This is a genomic window from Actinotalea lenta (genome assembly GCF_030586465.1).
In the GTDB taxonomy this organism is placed as follows: domain Bacteria; phylum Actinomycetota; class Actinomycetes; order Actinomycetales; family Cellulomonadaceae; genus Actinotalea; species Actinotalea lenta.
Genome location: NZ_JAUQYP010000002.1, coordinates 266,817 through 284,325 on the forward strand (window position 1 = coordinate 266,817; position 17,509 = coordinate 284,325).

A 17,509-nucleotide genomic window follows, 5' to 3' on the forward strand; every position below is an offset into this window, starting at 1 on the left:
CCGGTCTCAGGCGATGCGAGAACGGTGCCCGTTCGCGGCCTCAGGTGTCAAACCCCGTGACCGAACCGTGATTCGTCGTTGCCGACCCGTGATGCCCCAGCTGCGGGCCGGACCGTGGTTCGTGACAACCGGTCTCGACCGTGGAATGTGCCCTGAGGTCCTACGTCAGCTCCGCGGCGGGCCGCGACACTAGGGCAATGGAGCAGGGCTGGGACGAGCACCAGGCGCTCGCGTCGCGTAGTCGCGCCGCGCTGCTCGACGTGCTGCGTGCCAACGGTGGGGCGATGGGGGTCGACGAGCTCGCCGAGTCCGTGGGACTGCACGTGAACACCACGCGCGAGCACCTCGACCGGCTGGTGAGTGCCGGGCTCGTCTCGCGTGCGCCCGAGCACCGTACGACGCGTGGCCGCCCCCGGATCCTGTACCGGCACCGCGAGCCCGAGGGTGCGCGGGTGCGCAACGTCATCGACGGTGTCCTGCTCGCCGGCTACGGCCACGCCATGGCCTCGCCGTCGGCGACCGCGGAGCTGGCGGGTCGGCAGGCCGCCGGCGACCTGATCCCCGAGGGCCTGCTCGAACGCGCCCGCACGCCGCAGGAGGCGCGCCGCATCCTGGTCACCGAGCTCGAAAGGCTCGGCTTCGCCCCGCGCGACGAGGGTGACGGTCTGCGGCTGTGCCGCTGCCCGGTGGAGTCGCTGGCCCGCGAGCGCTCCGAGGTGGTGTGTGCCGCGCACCTGGGCATGACCTCCGCGCTGGTGGAGCGGATCGGTCAGCTCGAGGTCCTGGATGCGACGCCGTTCATCGACGGGGAGTCGTGCATCGTGCGGTTGCGTCCGACCCGCGTGATCGAGGAGGGAACCGCGCAGGTGCCGGGCGAGGGCACCGCCCAGGTGCAGGGCGCCTGACGGCCCGCGCGGTCCCGGCGGCTCACAGGAACGCTGCGGGGTCGAACTCCTCGAGCGGGATGATGCGCACGCGCGGGAGCCGGACCTGGAAGGCGTGCACGTCGTTCTCCAGGTCGAACAGCTCCAGGCCGTCCTCGGTGAGCGCGCGCAGCGAGGAGGAGATCAGCTCGGAGAACGCCAGCAGGCCCACCCGGCGGGTGCCGAGCAGTGCCTGCAGGTGCTCGGCGAAGTCGCCGTCGTGGCTGGCCAGCAGGACGTCGCCGGGGCGGGAGGCCAGTGCCTCCAGGGTGCGCTGGATGCCGACGTCGACCACCTTGACGTCGGCCGTCCCGGCCAGGGGCACCGGGGTGAAGCCGATCGCGATGAGCGCCTGCACGAACGACGTCGGAAGCGTGCCGGCTGACGCGTTGAGGAAGAACAGCCCGCGGACGGTGGGTGCTCCCCAGACCGTGCGGGCGTGCTCCAGGACGCGCTCCCAGCGCGGCCGTTGCTCCGGGTTGGGTCGCGCGCCGAGCAGTCCGCCGAGTGTCGCGTCGATGTTCTCGCCGTCGACGAGCAGATAGGTCTGGGCCGCCACCCGCCCGAGGGTACGCCGTCCGAGGCCGCCCGGGGGCCACCCGGTCGGGCGACGGCGCGGGCGACGGCGCGGACGTCGGTGTGGACCGTGGCCGGGACCGGACGGCTCAGGGGTACAGGCCGCGGATCTGGTGGGCCTCGGCCACCCGTCGCACGCTGAGCAGCAGCGCACCGTCCCGCAGCGAGAGGTTCTCCCGCCGGGACGTCTCGGCGACCTGCGCGTAGGCCTGCGCCATCCGGTCGGCGAGCCGCTGCTCGATCTCCGCCTCCGTCCACCAGTACGCCTGCTGGGCCTGCACCCACTCGAAGTAGGACACCACCACGCCGCCCGCGTTGGCCAGGATGTCCGGGACCACCGTGACGCCGCGTTCGGTGAGCATCGCGTCGGCCTCGCCGGTGGTCGGGCCGTTCGCGCCCTCGACCACCCAGCGCGCCTTGACGTCGCCGGCGTTCTGGGCGTGCAGGACGTGCTCCACCGCGGCGGGGACCAGCACGTCCACGTCCAGCGTCAGCAGGTCGTCGTTGCCGATCGGGTCCCCGCCGTCGAAGCCCACGACCGTCCCGGTCGCGGCGACGTGCTCGCGCAGCCGTGGCAGGTCCAGGCCGCCCTCGCGGTGCACGCCCCCGTTCTCGTCGCTGACCGCCTCGACACGCGCGCCCGCCTCCGCGTACATCGACGCGGCCGGGCCGCCGACCTTGCCGAAGCCCTGCACCGCGACGCGCACGTCGGCCAGGTCCAGGCCCGCTTCGCGCAGCGCGGCGCGGGTGGAGTGCACCACGCCCCGCGAGGTCGCGGTCGCCCGGCCCAGCGAGCCGCCCACCTGCAACGGCTTACCGGTGACGACGGCGGGGATGGTGTGCCCGCGGTTGACGGAGAAGGTGTCCATCACCCAGGCCATCGTCTGCTCGTCGGTCCCGATGTCCGGCGCCATGATGTCGTGCTCCGGGCCGATCATCGGCATGATCTCGCTCGTGTAGCGCCGGGTCACGCGCTCCAGCTCGGAGGCGGAGTAGTGCCGGGGGTCGATGGACACGCCGCCCTTCGCACCGCCGTACGGCAGCTCGACCAGCGCGCACTTCCAGGTCATCCACATCGCCAGGGCACGCACCTCGTCGATGTCCACCGCCGGGTGGTAGCGCAACCCGCCCTTGCCCGGTCCCCGGGAGATGTTGTGCTGCACGCGGTAGCCGTGGAACAGCTCGGTGGTGCCGTCGTCGCGCCGCAGCGGGATCGCGACGTGGATCTCGCGGCGCGGGCTGGCGAGCATCATGTGCATGCCCGGGTCGTAGCCGAGTCGCTGGATCGCCCCCTCGAGCTGGCTCAGGGCGGTCGCGAGCGGACCCGTCACGCGGTCGGGCACGAGCGGGGAGACGGTGCTCTCGCGGACCGCGACGGGCTCGTGCGTCGGGTCGGTCGCCGAGGTGTCGGACATCGATGGCCTCCAGGGTCGGTCGGGCCGAGATCGTCGGCCGCCTCACACTGTGGCACCACGCCGGGGTTCGCGCGAGCGTCGTCGCCCCGTGCCGAAGGGTGGAATTCCCCTGACGCCCTGTCGGTGCCCGGACCTAGTCTCCGGACATGACCGATGCGATCGACGCCACCGGCCTCGTCAAGCGCTACGGCGACGTCGTCGCCCTGGACGGCGTGGACCTGCGCGTGCCGGCCGGCACCGTCGTGGGGCTGCTCGGCCCCAACGGTGCGGGCAAGACCACTGCGGTGCGCATCCTGACCACGCTGCTACGACCCGACGCGGGCAGCGCCACCGTCGCCGGCGTCGACGTGCTCGCCGACCCGCGGGAGGTGCGGCGCCGGATCGGGCTGTCCGGGCAGTACGCGGCCGTCGACGAGTACCTCACCGGGTTCGAGAACCTGCAGATGATCGGTCGGCTGTACCACCTGGGCCGGCCGGCGGCGCGCGAGCGCGCCCGTGAGCTGCTCGCGGCGTTCCGCCTCGAGGACGCCGCGGACCGCCCGGCGCGCACCTACTCCGGCGGCATGCGTCGCCGTCTGGACCTGGCCGGGGCGCTTGTGGCCAAGCCTCCGGTGCTCTTCCTCGACGAGCCGACGACCGGCCTGGATCCGCGCTCCCGCATCGAGATGTGGGACGTGATCCAGGGGCTGGTCGCCTCCGGGACGACGCTGCTGCTCACCACCCAGTACCTCGAGGAGGCCGACGTCCTGGCGGACACCATCGTGGTGATCGACCACGGCCGGGTGATCGCGCGCGGCACGGCGGACGAGCTCAAGCGACAGGTCGGTGGTGAGCGCCTCGAGGTGACCGTGGCTGACGGCGACCGGCTGGCGGACGCCGTGCAGGCGCTCGGCGGCCTCGGGGTCGGCGAGGTGAGCACCGAGGAGCACCGGCGCTCGCTGACCCTCCCGGTCCAGGGCGGGTCAGCAGTGCTGGTGGACGCGCTGCGTCGGCTCGACGCCGTCGGCATCGCGGTCGACGACGTGGGCCTGCGCCGCCCGACCCTCGACGACGTCTTCCTCACCCTGACGGGGCGACCGGCCGAGGACGTCGCCCAGCGTGCCGAGGAGGTGGCGTGATGCGGGTGCCCGCCGTGCTGGCCGACGCCGACGTGGTCGCGCGTCGCAACCTGACCAAGATCAAGCGTGTGCCCGACCTGCTGGTGTTCACCACGCTCCAGCCGATCATGTTCGTGCTGCTGTTCTCCTACGTGTTCGGTGGGGCGATCGGCTCCGCGCTGGGCGGCGGGGGGTCGGCGGGCGAGGCGTACCGCGAGTTCCTGATGGCCGGGATCTTCGCCCAGACGGTGATCTTCGGCGCGACGATCACCGGGTCGGCGCTGGCCGAGGACGTCAAGAAGGGGATCATCGACCGCTTCCGGTCGCTGCCGATGGCGCCCTCGGCGGTGCTGGCCGGTCGGACGCTGTCCGACGTGGTCAACAACGTGATCGTGCTCGTGGTGATGTCGTTGACCGGCCTCGCGGTGGGCTGGCGGATCCGGTCCGGGTTCCTCGACGCCGCGCTCGGGTACCTGGTGCTGCTGGCCTTCGCCTACGCGGTGTCCTGGATCATGGCGTGGGTCGGGATGCTCGTGCGTAGTCCCGAGGTGTTCAACAACGCCTCGTTCATCGTCATCTTCCCGATGACGTTCATCGCGATCACCTTCGTGCCGCTGGACACCCTGCCGGGTCCGCTGCAGCGGTTCGCCGAGTGGAACCCGGTCTCCTCGGTCACCCAGGCGGCGCGCGAGCAGTTCGGCAACGTCATCCCCGGGACGCCCGAGCCGACGGCATGGCCCCTCCAGCACGCTGCGCTGTACACGGTGCTGTGGGCGCTGGTGATCCTGGCGGTCTTCATCCCCTTGGCCAACCTCCAGTACCGCCGATCCACCAGCCGCTGAGCCTGCGGTCTCGGCGGTCCCGGCCGGCCCCGCGGCCCGGACCGGGTCGGCCCTGAGCCGTGGGCTCGTCAGCCCACGTACTCGTAGTGCCAGTACTCGGGGTCGCCGGACCGGGTCGCTGCCGGGCACACCCAGCCGTAGTCGGGGCCGTGTGCGACCAACCACTCGTACCGGGCGCTGCCGAAGGCGTAGGCCTTCCACTCGTAGACGTCGATCGCCAGCCCGAGGCCGTGGTTGGAGGTGCCGGGCGTCGCGGCCAGATTCCCGAACAGCTGCTTGGCCCGGACCTGGTCGGCGTAGGACCGGTAGGACAGGTCGATCGCGATGTTCTCCCCGAACTGCGTGCGGAACGCGTCGTTGAGCCGGACCAGGGCGGCCGCGGCGTCCGAGCGCAGCCACTGCGCGTCGCCCCGCGAGTTGACGCACCAGCCCAAGGGGGTCATCGCCGAGCGCGGCATGTGCCCGTTCGAGCCGTCGCCGTCCACGGACGGCACCGAGCTGAACAGGGCTGCCGACGCGTCCCCGGTGGCGGGCTGGTAGGAGCCCGAGCCCCCGCAGTCCGCTCCCGCCCCGAGCGTCCAGGAGCTCGCGGGCGGCGCCGGCGCCGCCCGCGCCGCCGCCCGCCGCGCGGCCTGCCAGGCCTCATGGGCGTCGCGCGTGGCGGCCGTGGCCGCGGACAGCGTGACGGCCGAGCGCGCCAGGTCGCCGACCCGTGCCAGGTCCGGGGCGTCGATCCCGGTCAGGGCCTGCTCCGTGGCGCCGATCGCCGCGGCGAGGTCGGCGCGCACCGCATCGTCGGACACCTGCCCGTCCGACTCCGCCAGGACGTTCCGGGCCCGGGCGAGAGCCTCGCCGCTGATCCCCGTGGCGGCCGTCCACGCGACGGCGAGGGTGCGTCGGCGGGCCACGTCGTGAGCCAGGACGACCCGAGCCGACGCCCGCGCCTCCCGGTCCGCGGCGACTCGGGCGAGCGCGACGCGAGCCGCCTCGGCCGCCTGCTGCTCGACGACCCGCGCGTGGTCGCCGGCGACGGCGCTCGCCCGCAGCTCGACCGCTGCGAGCCCGCCGCCGGACAGCACGAGAGCCACGACCGCGGCAGGCACCCAGCGCCGGCGGCGCGCCCGGACGTGCGTGCTCACCTCGGGAGTGTCACAAGCCCCCGCGCAGATGTCGACCCCTGCGCGGCCCGGGATCGCGACCAACCGGCGGCGGACCTGGGTCGGTAGTCCCTGAACCGACACCGGACCGGCCCGTGCGGGGCCCGTCGGCGGCGGGAACGTCGGACCTCGGGACCTGCGGCCCACGACGGCGGCCCGTGTTCGGGTGAGGCTGAGGCATCGGGACCCCGAGGGGGTGGACGCATGAGAGTCATGGTGGCTGTCGCCTCGCGGCACGGGGCCACCCGGGAGATCGGCGAGGCGATCGCCGACGTCCTGCGGGGTGCCGGGTTCGACGTGGACGTCACGGACCCGGACGACGTCGAGGACGTCGAGCCCTTCGACGCCGTGGTCCTGGGGTCCGCCGTCTACGTCGGTCGGTGGGCGGCCGGGGCGCGCGCCTTCGTGGACCGGTTCGCCGGCCGGCTCGCCCAGCGTCCGGTGTGGCTCTTCTCGTCCGGCCCGGTGGGCGACCCGCCGGCGCCGATGGGCGACCCCGAGGAGATCGGCCCGATCATGCGGCGCATGGGGGCGCGGGGGCACAAGACGTTCGCCGGGCGGCTCGACCGTGGCGGTCTCGCGCTCGCGGAGCGCGCCGTCGTGGCGCTCGTCCAGGCCGAGCAGGGTGACTTCCGCGCGTGGCCGGACGTGCAGGACTGGGCGTCACGCATCGCTGAGGACCTGCACTCCGAGGAGATCCGTCGACTGCGCCACGTGCGCTGACGCGCCGACGCTCAGGGGGCCGGGTCGGGCCGGGCGAGCCAGCTGCGGGCAGCGCCCTCCTCGGCCGTGAGCGCCGCGAGCACGGCCTCGGCCATGGCCTTCTCGACGGCCGCGCCGAACAGTGGGATGGAGGCCCGCAGCTCGCCGGCCACGGCCATCGTCGACCCTGCCGCGTCCCCGGTCAGGTGCATCGTCCCCGTCAGGCGCACGGGGGCGCCCGTGACCTCGACGACGACGGTGCCATGCCGGCCGTCGCTCCCGGCCGGCTCCCACGCCTCCACCTGACGGACCTCGAGCGTGCCCCCGACGAGGGAGCGGAACTGCACCGGGATCGAATCGGTCGGCATCTGCCGCCGGGTCGTCACGGTGAAGCCGCTGTCCGGGTCGCCCACGACCCCGGCGGTGTGGCTCAGCGCGCCGGAAGCCTCGACCTTCGCGCGCACGAAACCCTCGTCGGCGAACATCGCGGCCACGGTCTGCGGGTCCGCCCCGAACCTGGCCTCGGCCGTCACGTGCACCGTGGTTCCCCTCCGCCGCTGGTGGTCCGAGGCTAACAGCCCGTGCGCCTAGGCTCGGGGTCGTGTCGACCATCAGCACCCTCGTCGCGCGTCACTCCGACCTGACCCCGGCGGACGCCGAGTGGCTGCACCTGCTCGTCGGGGACTGGCAGCTCATCTCGGACCTGGCGTTCGCCGACCTCGTGCTGTGGCTGCCGGACCTGGAGGGCGGGTTCGTGGCCGTCGCCCAGGCGCGCCCGTCGACCGGTGCCACGGTGCACTACGACGACATCGTCGGCACGAGGGCCCCGGACGGGCAGCGCCAGCAGCTCGAGCGCGCCCTGCACGACGTGGCGATCCAGCGCTCGCGCGAGCCGCGCTGGTTCGGCACCTACGCCGTGCGTGAGGAAGCCGTGCCGGTGGTCCGGGAGGGGCGGCCCATCGCGGTGATCGCGCGGCAGACCAACCTCGGCGGTGCGCGCACCCCGAGCAGGCTCGAGCTCAACTATGTCGAGGCCGCCGACGACCTGCTCGGCATGATCTCGCGGGGTGAGTTCCCCTCGCCCAACGCGCCGACCGGGCCGCGCCGGGGAGCGCCGCGCGTGGGCGACGGGCTGATCCGGCTGAACTCCGAGGGCGAGGTGCTCTACGCCAGCCCCAACGCGCTGAGCTGCTTCCACCGGCTGGGGGTCCTGGGCTCGCTGGTCGGCCAGTCCCTGGCCGAGGTCACCACCGGCCTGCTCGAGGAGCACACGCAGACCGACGAGTCGCTCCCACTCGTGGTCACGGGCCGCGCCCCGTGGCGTACGGACGTGGAGTCCCGGGGCGTGTGCCTGTCGCTGCGGGCGGTGCCGCTGACCGAGGGCAAGCGGCGGTCCGGCGCGGTGCTGCTGTGCCGGGACGTGTCCGAGCTGAGGCGCCGGGAACGCGAGCTGCTCAGCAAGGACGCCACCATCCGCGAGATCCACCACCGGGTGAAGAACAACCTGCAGACCGTCGCGGCGCTGCTGCGCCTCCAGGCCCGACGGATGACGTCCACCGAGGCGCGCGAGGCCCTCGGCGAGGCCATCCGCCGCGTCACCACCATCGCGCAGGTGCACGAGACGCTCTCGCAGACCCTGGACGAGACCGTCGACTTCGACGCGCTCGTGGACCGGAGCCTGCGGCTCGCGGCGGACGTCGCGTCGGCCGGTGGGTCGGTGCGCACCGTGCGGGTCGGGTCGTTCGGCCTCGTGCCCGCCGAGGCTGCCACCGCGCTCGCGCTCGTGCTCACCGAGCTGGTCACCAACGCCGTCGAGCACGGCTTCGCCGACGGGCGCCCCGGCACGGTGGAGATCACCGCCGAGCGGTCCGGGGCTCACCTACGTGCGGTGGTCGCCGACGACGGCCGCGGGCTCCCGGATGCCCGCAGCCGCAGCGGCGGCCTGGGCACCCAGATCGTGTCGACCCTGGTGCGGTACGAGCTGCACGGCACCATCGAGTGGCAGCCGCGGGAGAGCGGCGGGACGCAGGTCGTGCTCGAGCTGGACCTGCGCGAGTCCCACCCGTGAGCGGCGCCCGGCCCAGCGGGAGACACCCGTGGCCGGGCATGAAAGAGCCCCGCGACCGGGGGAGATCGCGGGGCCCTCGTCAGTCAGCTGGCGGCGCGGCGAGCCCGAGCGGTCCGGCGCTTGAGAGCGCGGCGCTCGTCCTCGGACAGGCCGCCCCAGACGCCGGCGTCCTGGCCGGACTCCAGCGCCCACTTGAGGCAGGTCTCGGTGACGGGGCAGCGTCGGCACACGGCCTTCGCGTCCTCGATCTGCTGCAGGGCCGGACCGGTGTTGCCGATCGGGAAGAACAGCTCCGGGTCCTCGTCCAGGCAGGCAGCGCGGTGGCGCCAGTCCATTCGTCACTCCTCGGGACACAGGTGATCGCACACTCCGACGGAGGTGGATCATTCGGTGGGGGTTCGTAGAACGTCCTACGACTTGTCCAAGCGTCACACCTGAAGTCCCGATGCACAAGGGGTCACGACAGTGTTTCGCTCCGGTCACGAATGAGGCGTTCCTCACATCGCCCGATCGGGGTAGGCCGTTCGGCGGCGGCGCTCAGGGGGAAGGGACCAAGGTCCCTCTCCGGTCATTGGACCGGCGCGGACCCGGCGGACCCGGGAGCGCGACCGGCCGGCGCAGCCCGGCGGCGGGTGCGCGTCCCCTGGGGGGATGGTCGTAGGGTCGGGGGCGTGACGTCACGCCCCCTGTCGATCGCCGTCGTCGTCGGGGTCGGCATCGAGGTCCTCGGCCTGGTGGCCGCCGCGGCCTGGATGGCGATCCAGCTGCTGCGCGGGCGCGCCGACTCCGTCGGCACCGCCGTCGGGCTGGTGGTGTTCGCCCTGGTGTTCGCGGGCGCACTCGCCCTGGTCACCCGTTCGCTCGTGCGCACGGGCACCCGGCCCGCGCGCGCCACCGTCGTGACGTGGCAGCTCGTGCAGGCGGGCAGCGCGGGGACGATCATCGGCGCCGGAGTGGCCTCGCCCGCGGTGATCGCCACCACGTGGGCGACGGCTGCACTCGCGGTGGTCCTCGTCGCCGTGCTGGTGGCGGACGCGTGGCGCGCGAACCGTGCGGCCGGCCTCGCGCGTGTCGAGCCCGCGATGCCGAAGAAGCCGGCGCGGCCGAGCCGCCCGACGCACACCTGATCACGGTGCGACCGCGGGGGCGCACGGTGCCGCCGCGGGCTCGGTGCCGCCCGTCCGGCCCCGCCCCGCGTCCGGCCACGCTCGTGCGTCGTCCGGGCCCGCGAGCTGGAGCGGTGTCGCGACGCCCGACTCGACCAGCGCACCGCGGCCCGGGACCCGACGGGGGTCGCTGACCCGCGCCAGGTCGAACCCCGCCACCTCCGACGACCCAGGCGTCATCGGGTCGATCAGCACGACGGACGCTGCACCGCGGAGCGCTGCCACCAGCCCGCGGAAGGTTCCGGCCGCGCGGTCGGTGCGGGCGGCCACCGCCACGCGAGGAACCCCGGCGTCGCCGGCCTCGGCCGCGAGCACCCACTCCACCAGGCGGTCCTCGACGTCGGGGCGTCCCCGCAACGCGAGGTCGGCGTCGTCCACCACGAACAGCCGACGGCCGCCGCTCGAGCGCGCCCAACGGCCGACCGCGTGGTCCAGGTCGGACGGCGCCGCGACCAGCACGTCGACGCCCTGCGGCGCACCCGCCGCCAGGCGCGCCAGCACGGCGGAGCGCCCCGACCTGGCCGGTCCGCACACGAGGAGGCCCCGTCCGAGATCGGCCACCAGCTCCCGTGCGTCGTCGCCGCCTCGACCCAGCGGTGCGCCCCACGCCCCGCGCCACGGACCGAGCCCGTCGACGTGACGGGGCAGTGGCGCGAGCCGCAGCGGGGCGGACCGGGGGAGGTCGGCCGGCGGTCCGGCGGCGCGCGCCGGGCCGTCCACGGGCACCGCGACGTGGCACACCGCACCGTCGCTCTCCCGGACCCCGCGACCGGGCGCCGCGGCGCCGGGGTTCGCGCCGCCCGGTGGTGCGGCGCCCAGGCGCACCCGGGTTCCGTCGAGCCCCCGGACGTCGCGAGCGTGACCGGCGCAGGCGACCGGCACGGTCGTCGCGGCCAGGTCGACCAGGGCGCGGTCGCCGGCCCCGCGCGGGAGCCGGGCCAGTGCTGCGAGCACGGCGCCCACGTCGTCCACCAGGAGCACGTCCCGACGCCCCGGTCCCTCGGCCAGCAGCTCGAGCAGGCGGAGGGCTCGGCGCGGGTCGTCGGCGCCGACCACGGTGCCCTGGCCGCCCGGTGCGCCGCGTGGCCAGCTCCAGCCACCTGCGTGCAGGACGTGCACGGTCAGGCCCGTGCGCAGCGCCACCTGGGCGACCGTGCGCAGCGCCGTGGTGCGCCCCGAGCCGCCGGGTCCGGCCAGCACGAGCGGCCCGCGGCCCAGGTCCCAGGTCAGGGGGTCGGTACGCCGAGTGTCCGGCAGGTCCACCAGCCCGAGACGCAGCGGGCTCGCCGACCACGCCCGCAGTCCCCGCGGCGACGCCTCGCTGCCCGGGTCGTCGTCGACCCCGCCGACCAGGCGCTCGAGGTCGTCGACGTCACAGCGGTCCGGGAGCGCCGGTCGCCACAAGGGCGTCGGCGACGAGCGCGACACCGCACCGACCAGGGCGCTGGCCGGGTCGTCGACCGTGCCGGGTGCGGGCCGTGGTGGCCAGGCCGGCGCCCAGACCGGGGCGTCGTGCTCGGCGGGCAGCGCAGCCCAGGCGGTCTGCACGCGCTCGACGGGGAGGTCCGCGCGGCGCAGCAGCGCCCGGCCCGGCAGGTCCGCGGGGATCGTCGCCGCCTCCGGCGTGCCCAGCACGTCCACGGAGTCGTGCGCCTCGGCCACGCGCAGGCACACCCGCAGTGGGACGTTCGCCCGGACCTGGGCATCCAGGGCCCCGGCCGGGCGCTGGGTGGCGAGCACCAGATGGATGCCCAGCGATCGACCCTGCGACGCCAGACGGATGAGAGCGGGCAGCACGTCGGGCAGGTCCTCGCGCAGCGCCAGGAGCTCGTCGACCACCACCACGAGCCTGGGCGGCGCCGGCCCCCGGGCGCGCAGGTCCTCCAGGTCCGCGCACCCGGCCGCGGCGAGCAGGCGCTCGCGGCGCCGCAGCTCCGCGCGGACGCCGGCCAGGGCACGCGCCGCGGCGTGGGCGTCGAGGTCGGTGACCGTGCCCGCCACGTGCGGCAACCGGTGGCAGGCGCCCAGACCCGCACCGCCTTTGAAGTCCACCAGGACCAGGGCCACCCGGGACGGCGGGTAGCGGGCCGCGAGCGCCAGGACCAGGGACCGCAGCAGCTCGGACTTGCCCGCGCCCGTGGTCCCCGCGACCAGCAGGTGCGGTCCGTCCGCGATGAGGTCGAGGTCGACCACGCCGCGTGGGCCGAGCCCGAGCGGGACGGTCAGGACTCCGCCGGACGCCGGTCGTCGCAGGAGCCCGGTGAGACTGACGGCGCGGGGCAGGTCGTCGCCCGGCCGCGCGTGTCCGGCGAGCGTGCGTGCCACGGCGTCGGCCCACGGCGAGCCCGCGCGGGGCAGGCGGGGATCCGTGGCAGCGAGCACGTGGCGACACCAGGCGGGAACCTGGTGAGTGTCGCCAGCAAGCAGAAGTACGCCGACGTCGTCCTGGCGCCGCCACCACTGCTGCACGGCCGTGCCGGATCCGCCGTCCACGACCACCAGGGCGCGGCGCAGGGCCGTCCGCGGCAGGCCCACCCGCACCCGAGGCGACCACCGGCACCACGTCCAGTCGGTCGACCGGTCGGTCACCAGCACCACCTCGACGCCCGGATCCAGCAGGGCGGCGGCCACCAGCGCCCGGGCCGCGTCCAGGGCTGCGGCGCGCGCGCCCACCAGTGCGACGCCGCCCCTGGCCGACGCCCACCACGCCACCTCGCGCTCGCCGCACGTGGTGGCCAGCACGACGCTCTCGGCGGGATCTGGGCCCCAGGGGCGCGGCCGGCGGACCGGGCGCAGCCTGCCGAGCGTCGGCAGCAGGGCGGCCAGCGCGAGCAGCGCGAGCGCGGGCGTGCGCAACGCGACCGCCATCGCCACCCCGCCCGCCGCGGGGGTCAGCCAGGCCCATACCGGGCCGCGCGACGGTACCCGCGCGTCCTCGCCCGGCCGCGCGGGCACCAGCGTGCAACCGCCCACCCGGACGCCGGTCGTCCGGACCGGCCGCGGGACGGCCCAGCGGCGGCGTTCCCGCCACCACCACCGGCCCAGCACCCGGTGCAGCGTGCCGTGCCGGGCGAGCACCGCAGCGTCGGTGAGCCGCAGGTCCGAGCCGTCGGCCGAGCCCACGCGCACCGCCGGCGGCCGCCCGCGGGCCGCCGCGCACGAGCCGACGTCGGGTCCGGCGGTGACGGCCACCTGCCACCGGCCGGCCCTCGATCCGGACCGGAGCGGCCCCGGAGCAGGCGCCGTGCCCGCCGCGACCGCGACGCGGCTGCCCTCCACCCAGGGCGCCACCCCGGCCACCTGGTCCTCCGTGAGCGGGCGACCCGCCACCGAGAGCGGTGCCTCGGCCAGGGCGGTGCTGCCCACCAGCTCCACCAGGCCGGGCCGGCACGCCGCGAGCGCCACACCGTCGGGCACGTGGACGTCACCGCCGGGCTCGAGCGTGAAGCGCATGCGGGCAGGGTGCCGCCCTCGGCGGCGGGCGCCCTGCACGGGCCCGGCGTGCTGTGGACGCGTGCCCACGGGGTGGATCCGTGGACGCGTCGCCTCCTGCGTGCCGAGCGCCTCCACCGGCGGGGTGCGCGCCGCGGACCGGGCTGGCAGCACCGAGGCGAGCAGGCCGGCGGCGAGCGCCACCGCGAGCACCAGCCCGAGGTCGCGCCAGGGCACGACGAGCGCGACCGTCTGCACCCTGGCCAGCAGGATCGCGGTACCGAGCCAGCCGTTGGCGATCCCCAGCACGGCACCCCGGGGTCAGCCCGAGGTCGCAGCCCGGCGTTCCGGCCCACCAATCCGCGGTGGTGGAGCGGGGCTGTGGCAGCATGGGCCCATGACTCGCGTGCTCTTGGCTGAGGACGACCCCGCTATTGCCGAGCCCTTGGCCCGCGCCCTCGGTCGCGAGGGCTACGACGTCGTCGTGCAAGGGACTGGTCAAGGGGCGATCGACAGCGCCCCTTCCGCCGACATGATCATCCTCGATCTCGGGCTTCCAGACATGGACGGCCTGGACGTCGCGCGCCGGGTGCGCAACGACGGTCTGGCCATCCCGGTGCTGATCCTCACCGCCCGGGCCGACGAGGTCGACCTCGTGGTGGGGTTGGACGCGGGCGCCGACGACTACGTCACCAAGCCGTTCCGCCTCGCCGAGCTGCTCGCGCGCGTCCGGGCGCTGCTGCGCCGCACGCACGCCGACGGCACCGAGGAGGACGAGCTGCGGGCCCGGGACGTCAAGGTCGACCTGGGTGCACATCGTGCGTTCCAGGCGGACCGCGAGCTTCACCTGACCGCCAAGGAGTTCGACCTCCTCACCGCCCTGGTCCGGGAGGCGGGCTCGGTGGTGGGCCGCGAGACGTTGATGCGGGAGGTCTGGGGCTCGGACCCGTCGGGCTCGACCAAGACGCTCGACATGCACGTGTCGTGGCTGCGCCGCAAGCTCGGCGACGACGCGGGTGCGCCGCGCTACATCACGACCGTGCGCGGGATGGGCTTCCGGTTCGAGTCGGGCCCGGCCTGAGGCGGGACTGAGTGCGTCGCCGCGTCCTGCAGGCGACCATCGCGGCGGTCACCGTCGCGGTCGTCCTGCTGGGCATCCCGTTGGCGTTCTACGGCGCCCGCCTGGTGCGGGACACCGAGCTGCGCAACCGTGACGACCGCGCCGCGGCGCTGGCCCGGCAGGTCGACGTCCGGGTGGCCAACGGTCGGCCGATCACCGAGGACCTGCTCGAGGCGTACGTGGGTGGTGAGCACGGCAACCTGCCCGCGTCGGTGACCGTGCTGGCCCAGGACGGCACCCGGGTGCGGGCCGGCAAGCCGATCGGTGGACGCGCGTACCCGACCGTGGTGCGCGCCCCGGAGTCCGACGCGGTGATCATCTTCACGCTGTCGTGGTGGGACGTGTTCTGGGAGTCGGCACGTGCGGTCGCGCTCGTCGTCGCAGCGTCGCTGGTGGCGTTCGGCGCCGGGATCGCGGTGGCGCTGTGGTCGGCGCGACGGCTCTCCGCCCCGCTGATCTACCTGGCGGCCAGCGCCGAGCAGCTCGGCTCGGGCCAGGTCCGTCCGCACCTGAAGGCCTCCGGGGTGGAGGAGATCGACCTGGTGGCCGCGGAGCTCGGGCGCAGCGCGGACCGGCTGGCGGGGCGGCTGGCCGTGGAGCGACAGTTCGCCGCGGACGCCTCCCACCAGCTGCGCACGCCGCTGACCGCGCTGACGATGCGTCTGGACGAGATCTCGCTCGCGTCGGACTCCGACGTGGTCCGTGAGGAGGCCCGCATCGCGATGGGGCAGGTCGAGCGGCTGGTCGCCGTCGTCGACGACCTGCTGCGTCGCTCGCGCAGCGCGACCGGCGGCACGACCGAGGCCGTGCACCTGCTCGAGGTCGTGCACCAGCAGCACGAGGAGTGGGGTCCGGCATTCGCGAGGGCGGGGCGCACGCTCTCCGTCGAGGTGCCTGCGGACACCACCGTCCTGGCCACCCCGGGGGCGCTCACGCAGGTGCTGGCCACGCTGATCGAGAACTCCCTCAAGCACGGCGACGGGACCACGACGGTGCGCTCGCGGCCCTCGGGCTCCAGCGGCGCCGTGGCCGTGGAGGTGCTGGACGAGGGGCCCGGTGTGCCCGACGAGCTCGCGGCCCGGATCTTCGAGCGCGAGGTCACGTCCGGCAAGGGCACGGGGCTCGGTCTCGCACTGGCGCGGGACCTGGTGACCGCCGACGGCGGCAGGCTCGAGCTCGCGCAGCGGCGACCGCCGATCTTCGCGATCTTCCTGGCCGGTGTGCCGCGGCTGTACGACCCCGAGGTCGTGCTGCCCCGGGGTTCGGCGGTGTCACCGGGGCGCGGCCGCCGTGGCCGCCGCTGACCGCAGCGGCTCGGTCGAGGTGAACACGACGCGTCGGTAGGCGACGTACCGGAAGAGCGTGCCCAGACCCAGGCCGACCACGTTCGCGGAGATGTTGTCCGCGAGCGGTGAGGTCAGGCCGAGCAGGTAGTGCGACACCGCGAGACACACCAGCGCGATGGCCATCCCGACCACGTTGACCACCGCGAACACGACGAGCTCGCGGCCCCGGGTGGTGGTGCGCCGTTCCGCGAAGGTCCAGTACCGGTTGCCGATCCAGGACACCAGGGTCGCCACCGCGACGGAGATCACCTTCGCCGTGAGCGGCTTGTGGCCGAGGATCTCGCCCGGTCCGAACCGGAGGAGGTTGAAGAGCCCCGCGTCGACCAGGTAGGCGAGCGCGCCGACGGAGCCGAACCGGAAGAGCTCGATCAGTCGCGCACGCACGTGGCAAGGCTAACGTGCCGGGGCGCCGGGTACGCTCGGCGCCCGTGACGATGGTGGTGGCCGTGATCGGCGGCGGACAGCTGGCCCGGATGATGACGCCGGCCGCGACGGCCCTCGGTGTGCGCCTGCGGGTCCTGGTCGAGGGTCCCGACGTGTCGGCGGCCCAGGTGGTGGTCGACGCTCCGGTGGGCGCGCCCCGCGAGGTCGCGGACGTGCTGGAGCTGGTCCGCGGCGGGGCGGACGGTCCGCGGGCCGACGTGCTCACCTTCGAGCACGAGCACGTCGGGGCCGACGTGCTGGCCGCGGTGGCCGAGCTGGGGGTCCCGGTGCGGCCCTCGGCGCAGGCGCTCCTGCACGCGCGGGACAAGCTCGCGATGCGGGCCCGGCTCGCGGAGCTGGGCGTGCCCGGGCCCCGGTGGGCCCCCGTCCCGGACGCCGACGCCCTGACCGCGTTCCTGGCGCAGATGGGCGGCCGGGCCGTGGTCAAGACGGCCCGCGGCGGGTACGACGGCAAGGGCGTGCGGGTGGTCACGTCCGCCGACCAGGTCGCCGACTGGTTCGACGCCGCGGCCTCCGGGGGGCCCGAGCTGCTCGCGGAGGAGGCCGTGGACTTCGTCCGCGAGCTCGCCGTGCTGCTGGCGCGCCGGCCGTCCGGCGAGGTCCGGGCGTGGCCGGTGGTGGAGACGGTGCAGCGCGACGGGGTGTGCGCGGAGGTCGTCGCGCCCGCGCCCGACCTGGATCCGGCGGTGGCACGCGCAGCCGTGCAGGCGGCGACCACGGTCGCGGAGGGGTTGGACGTCACCGGTGTGCTCGCGGTCGAGATGTTCGAGGTCTCGGGGCCGGACGGGTCGCGGGTGCTGGTCAACGAGCTCGCGATGCGGCCGCACAACTCGGGGCACTGGACCATCGACGGCGCCGTGACGAGCCAGTTCGAGCAGCACCTGCGCGCGGTCCTGGACCTGCCCCTGGGCGACCCGGGGGCCCGAGCCCCGCACGCCGTGATGGTGAACGTGCTCGGCAGCTCGCGCGAGCGCCTGACCGACGCGTTGCCGCAGGTCCTGGCCGATCCGCACCTCCGCGTCCACCTGTACGGCAAGGGTGTGCGGCCCGGCCGCAAGCTCGGGCACGTGACCGCGGTGGGCGACGACGTGGCGGACCTGCGCGCCCGGGCCCGGGCCGGGGCGGCGTTGATCCAGGGCACGGCCGATCTGGCAGGCTGAGGGTCGCGCCCGGGTGGCGGGCGCGGAGGGAGGACGCGTGGACGTGCAGCCGCTCGTGGGT

The 17,509-nt window shown here is 75.0% G+C and carries 16 protein-coding genes; 9 read left to right on the plus strand and 7 right to left on the minus strand.

The features are described from left to right. Positions 1 to 197 precede the first annotated feature (197 nt). Positions 198 to 905, plus strand: coding sequence for a helix-turn-helix transcriptional regulator (locus tag Q6348_RS15110; RefSeq protein ID WP_304602221.1), 708 nt, complete (start codon positions 198 to 200; stop codon positions 903 to 905). Between the two features lie 22 nt (positions 906 to 927). Here Q6348_RS15110 and Q6348_RS15115 read toward each other — a convergent pair whose 3' ends face one another. Both Q6348_RS15115 and Q6348_RS15120 read right to left on the minus strand, forming a co-directional pair. Next, positions 928 to 1,482, minus strand: coding sequence for an NYN domain-containing protein (locus Q6348_RS15115; RefSeq protein WP_304602222.1), 555 nt, complete (start codon positions 1,480 to 1,482; stop codon positions 928 to 930). A gap of 106 nt (positions 1,483 to 1,588) precedes the next feature. After that, on the minus strand, positions 1,589 to 2,914 hold the full coding sequence (locus Q6348_RS15120; RefSeq protein WP_304602223.1) for a Glu/Leu/Phe/Val family dehydrogenase: 1,326 nt from the start codon (positions 2,912 to 2,914) through the stop codon (positions 1,589 to 1,591). Between the two features lie 146 nt (positions 2,915 to 3,060). On the opposite strand from Q6348_RS15120, the gene Q6348_RS15125 reads away from it, so the two are divergent. After that, positions 3,061 to 4,032, plus strand: coding sequence for an ATP-binding cassette domain-containing protein (locus Q6348_RS15125; RefSeq protein WP_304602224.1), 972 nt, complete (start codon positions 3,061 to 3,063; stop codon positions 4,030 to 4,032). Then, positions 4,032 to 4,853, plus strand: coding sequence for an ABC transporter permease (locus tag Q6348_RS15130; protein ID WP_304602337.1), 822 nt, complete (start codon positions 4,032 to 4,034; stop codon positions 4,851 to 4,853). The genes Q6348_RS15125 and Q6348_RS15130 overlap by 1 nt, the downstream gene beginning before the upstream one ends. A gap of 68 nt (positions 4,854 to 4,921) precedes the next feature. Here the strand turns inward: Q6348_RS15130 and Q6348_RS15135 are convergent, their stop codons facing one another. Then, complete coding sequence (locus Q6348_RS15135; RefSeq protein WP_304602225.1) at positions 4,922 to 5,992, minus strand: M15 family metallopeptidase; 1,071 nt, start codon at positions 5,990 to 5,992, stop codon at positions 4,922 to 4,924. A gap of 222 nt (positions 5,993 to 6,214) precedes the next feature. Between Q6348_RS15135 and Q6348_RS15140 the strand changes: the two genes are divergently transcribed. Continuing rightward, positions 6,215 to 6,733 carry a flavodoxin domain-containing protein gene (locus Q6348_RS15140; RefSeq protein WP_304602226.1) on the plus strand — a complete coding sequence of 173 codons (519 nt, stop codon included), beginning with the start codon at positions 6,215 to 6,217 and terminating at the stop codon, positions 6,731 to 6,733. 11 nt (positions 6,734 to 6,744) lie between these two features. On the opposite strand, the gene Q6348_RS15145 is transcribed toward Q6348_RS15140, so the two are convergent. Then, positions 6,745 to 7,251, minus strand: coding sequence for a DUF2505 domain-containing protein (locus tag Q6348_RS15145; RefSeq protein ID WP_304602227.1), 507 nt, complete (start codon positions 7,249 to 7,251; stop codon positions 6,745 to 6,747). A 62-nt stretch (positions 7,252 to 7,313) separates the two neighbouring features. On the opposite strand from Q6348_RS15145, the gene Q6348_RS15150 reads away from it, so the two are divergent. Then, positions 7,314 to 8,780, plus strand: coding sequence for a sensor histidine kinase (locus Q6348_RS15150; RefSeq protein ID WP_304602228.1), 1,467 nt, complete (start codon positions 7,314 to 7,316; stop codon positions 8,778 to 8,780). A gap of 83 nt (positions 8,781 to 8,863) precedes the next feature. Here the strand turns inward: Q6348_RS15150 and Q6348_RS15155 are convergent, their stop codons facing one another. Continuing rightward, positions 8,864 to 9,115, minus strand: a complete 252-nt coding sequence (locus Q6348_RS15155) for a WhiB family transcriptional regulator (RefSeq protein ID WP_304602229.1) — start codon at positions 9,113 to 9,115, stop codon at positions 8,864 to 8,866. Between the two features lie 336 nt (positions 9,116 to 9,451). Here Q6348_RS15155 and Q6348_RS15160 point away from each other — a divergent pair, with 336 nt between their 5' ends. Further along, positions 9,452 to 9,907 (plus strand): hypothetical protein, encoded by a 456-nt coding sequence (locus tag Q6348_RS15160; RefSeq protein WP_304602230.1) that lies wholly within the window; start codon positions 9,452 to 9,454, stop codon positions 9,905 to 9,907. On the opposite strand, the gene Q6348_RS15165 is transcribed toward Q6348_RS15160, so the two are convergent. Next, positions 9,908 to 13,687, minus strand: a complete 3,780-nt coding sequence (locus tag Q6348_RS15165; RefSeq protein WP_304602231.1) for an FtsK/SpoIIIE domain-containing protein — start codon at positions 13,685 to 13,687, stop codon at positions 9,908 to 9,910. 88 nt (positions 13,688 to 13,775) lie between these two features. Here Q6348_RS15165 and Q6348_RS15170 point away from each other — a divergent pair, with 88 nt between their 5' ends. Next, on the plus strand, positions 13,776 to 14,459 hold the full coding sequence (locus tag Q6348_RS15170; protein WP_304602232.1) for a response regulator transcription factor: 684 nt from the start codon (positions 13,776 to 13,778) through the stop codon (positions 14,457 to 14,459). A gap of 11 nt (positions 14,460 to 14,470) precedes the next feature. Continuing rightward, positions 14,471 to 15,802: an ATP-binding protein gene (locus Q6348_RS15175; RefSeq protein ID WP_304602233.1), complete on the plus strand. Its 1,332-nt coding sequence runs from the start codon at positions 14,471 to 14,473 to the stop codon at positions 15,800 to 15,802. Here Q6348_RS15175 and Q6348_RS15180 read toward each other — a convergent pair. Next, on the minus strand, positions 15,770 to 16,228 hold the full coding sequence (locus tag Q6348_RS15180; protein ID WP_304602234.1) for a GtrA family protein: 459 nt from the start codon (positions 16,226 to 16,228) through the stop codon (positions 15,770 to 15,772). The two genes, Q6348_RS15175 and Q6348_RS15180, sit on opposite strands and share 33 nt — an antisense overlap. A 50-nt stretch (positions 16,229 to 16,278) precedes the next feature. On the opposite strand from Q6348_RS15180, the gene Q6348_RS15185 reads away from it, so the two are divergent. Then, entirely contained in the window at positions 16,279 to 17,448 is a 1,170-nt protein-coding gene (locus Q6348_RS15185; protein ID WP_304602338.1) for a 5-(carboxyamino)imidazole ribonucleotide synthase, read from the plus strand. Positions 17,449 to 17,509: the final 61 nt, after the last annotated feature.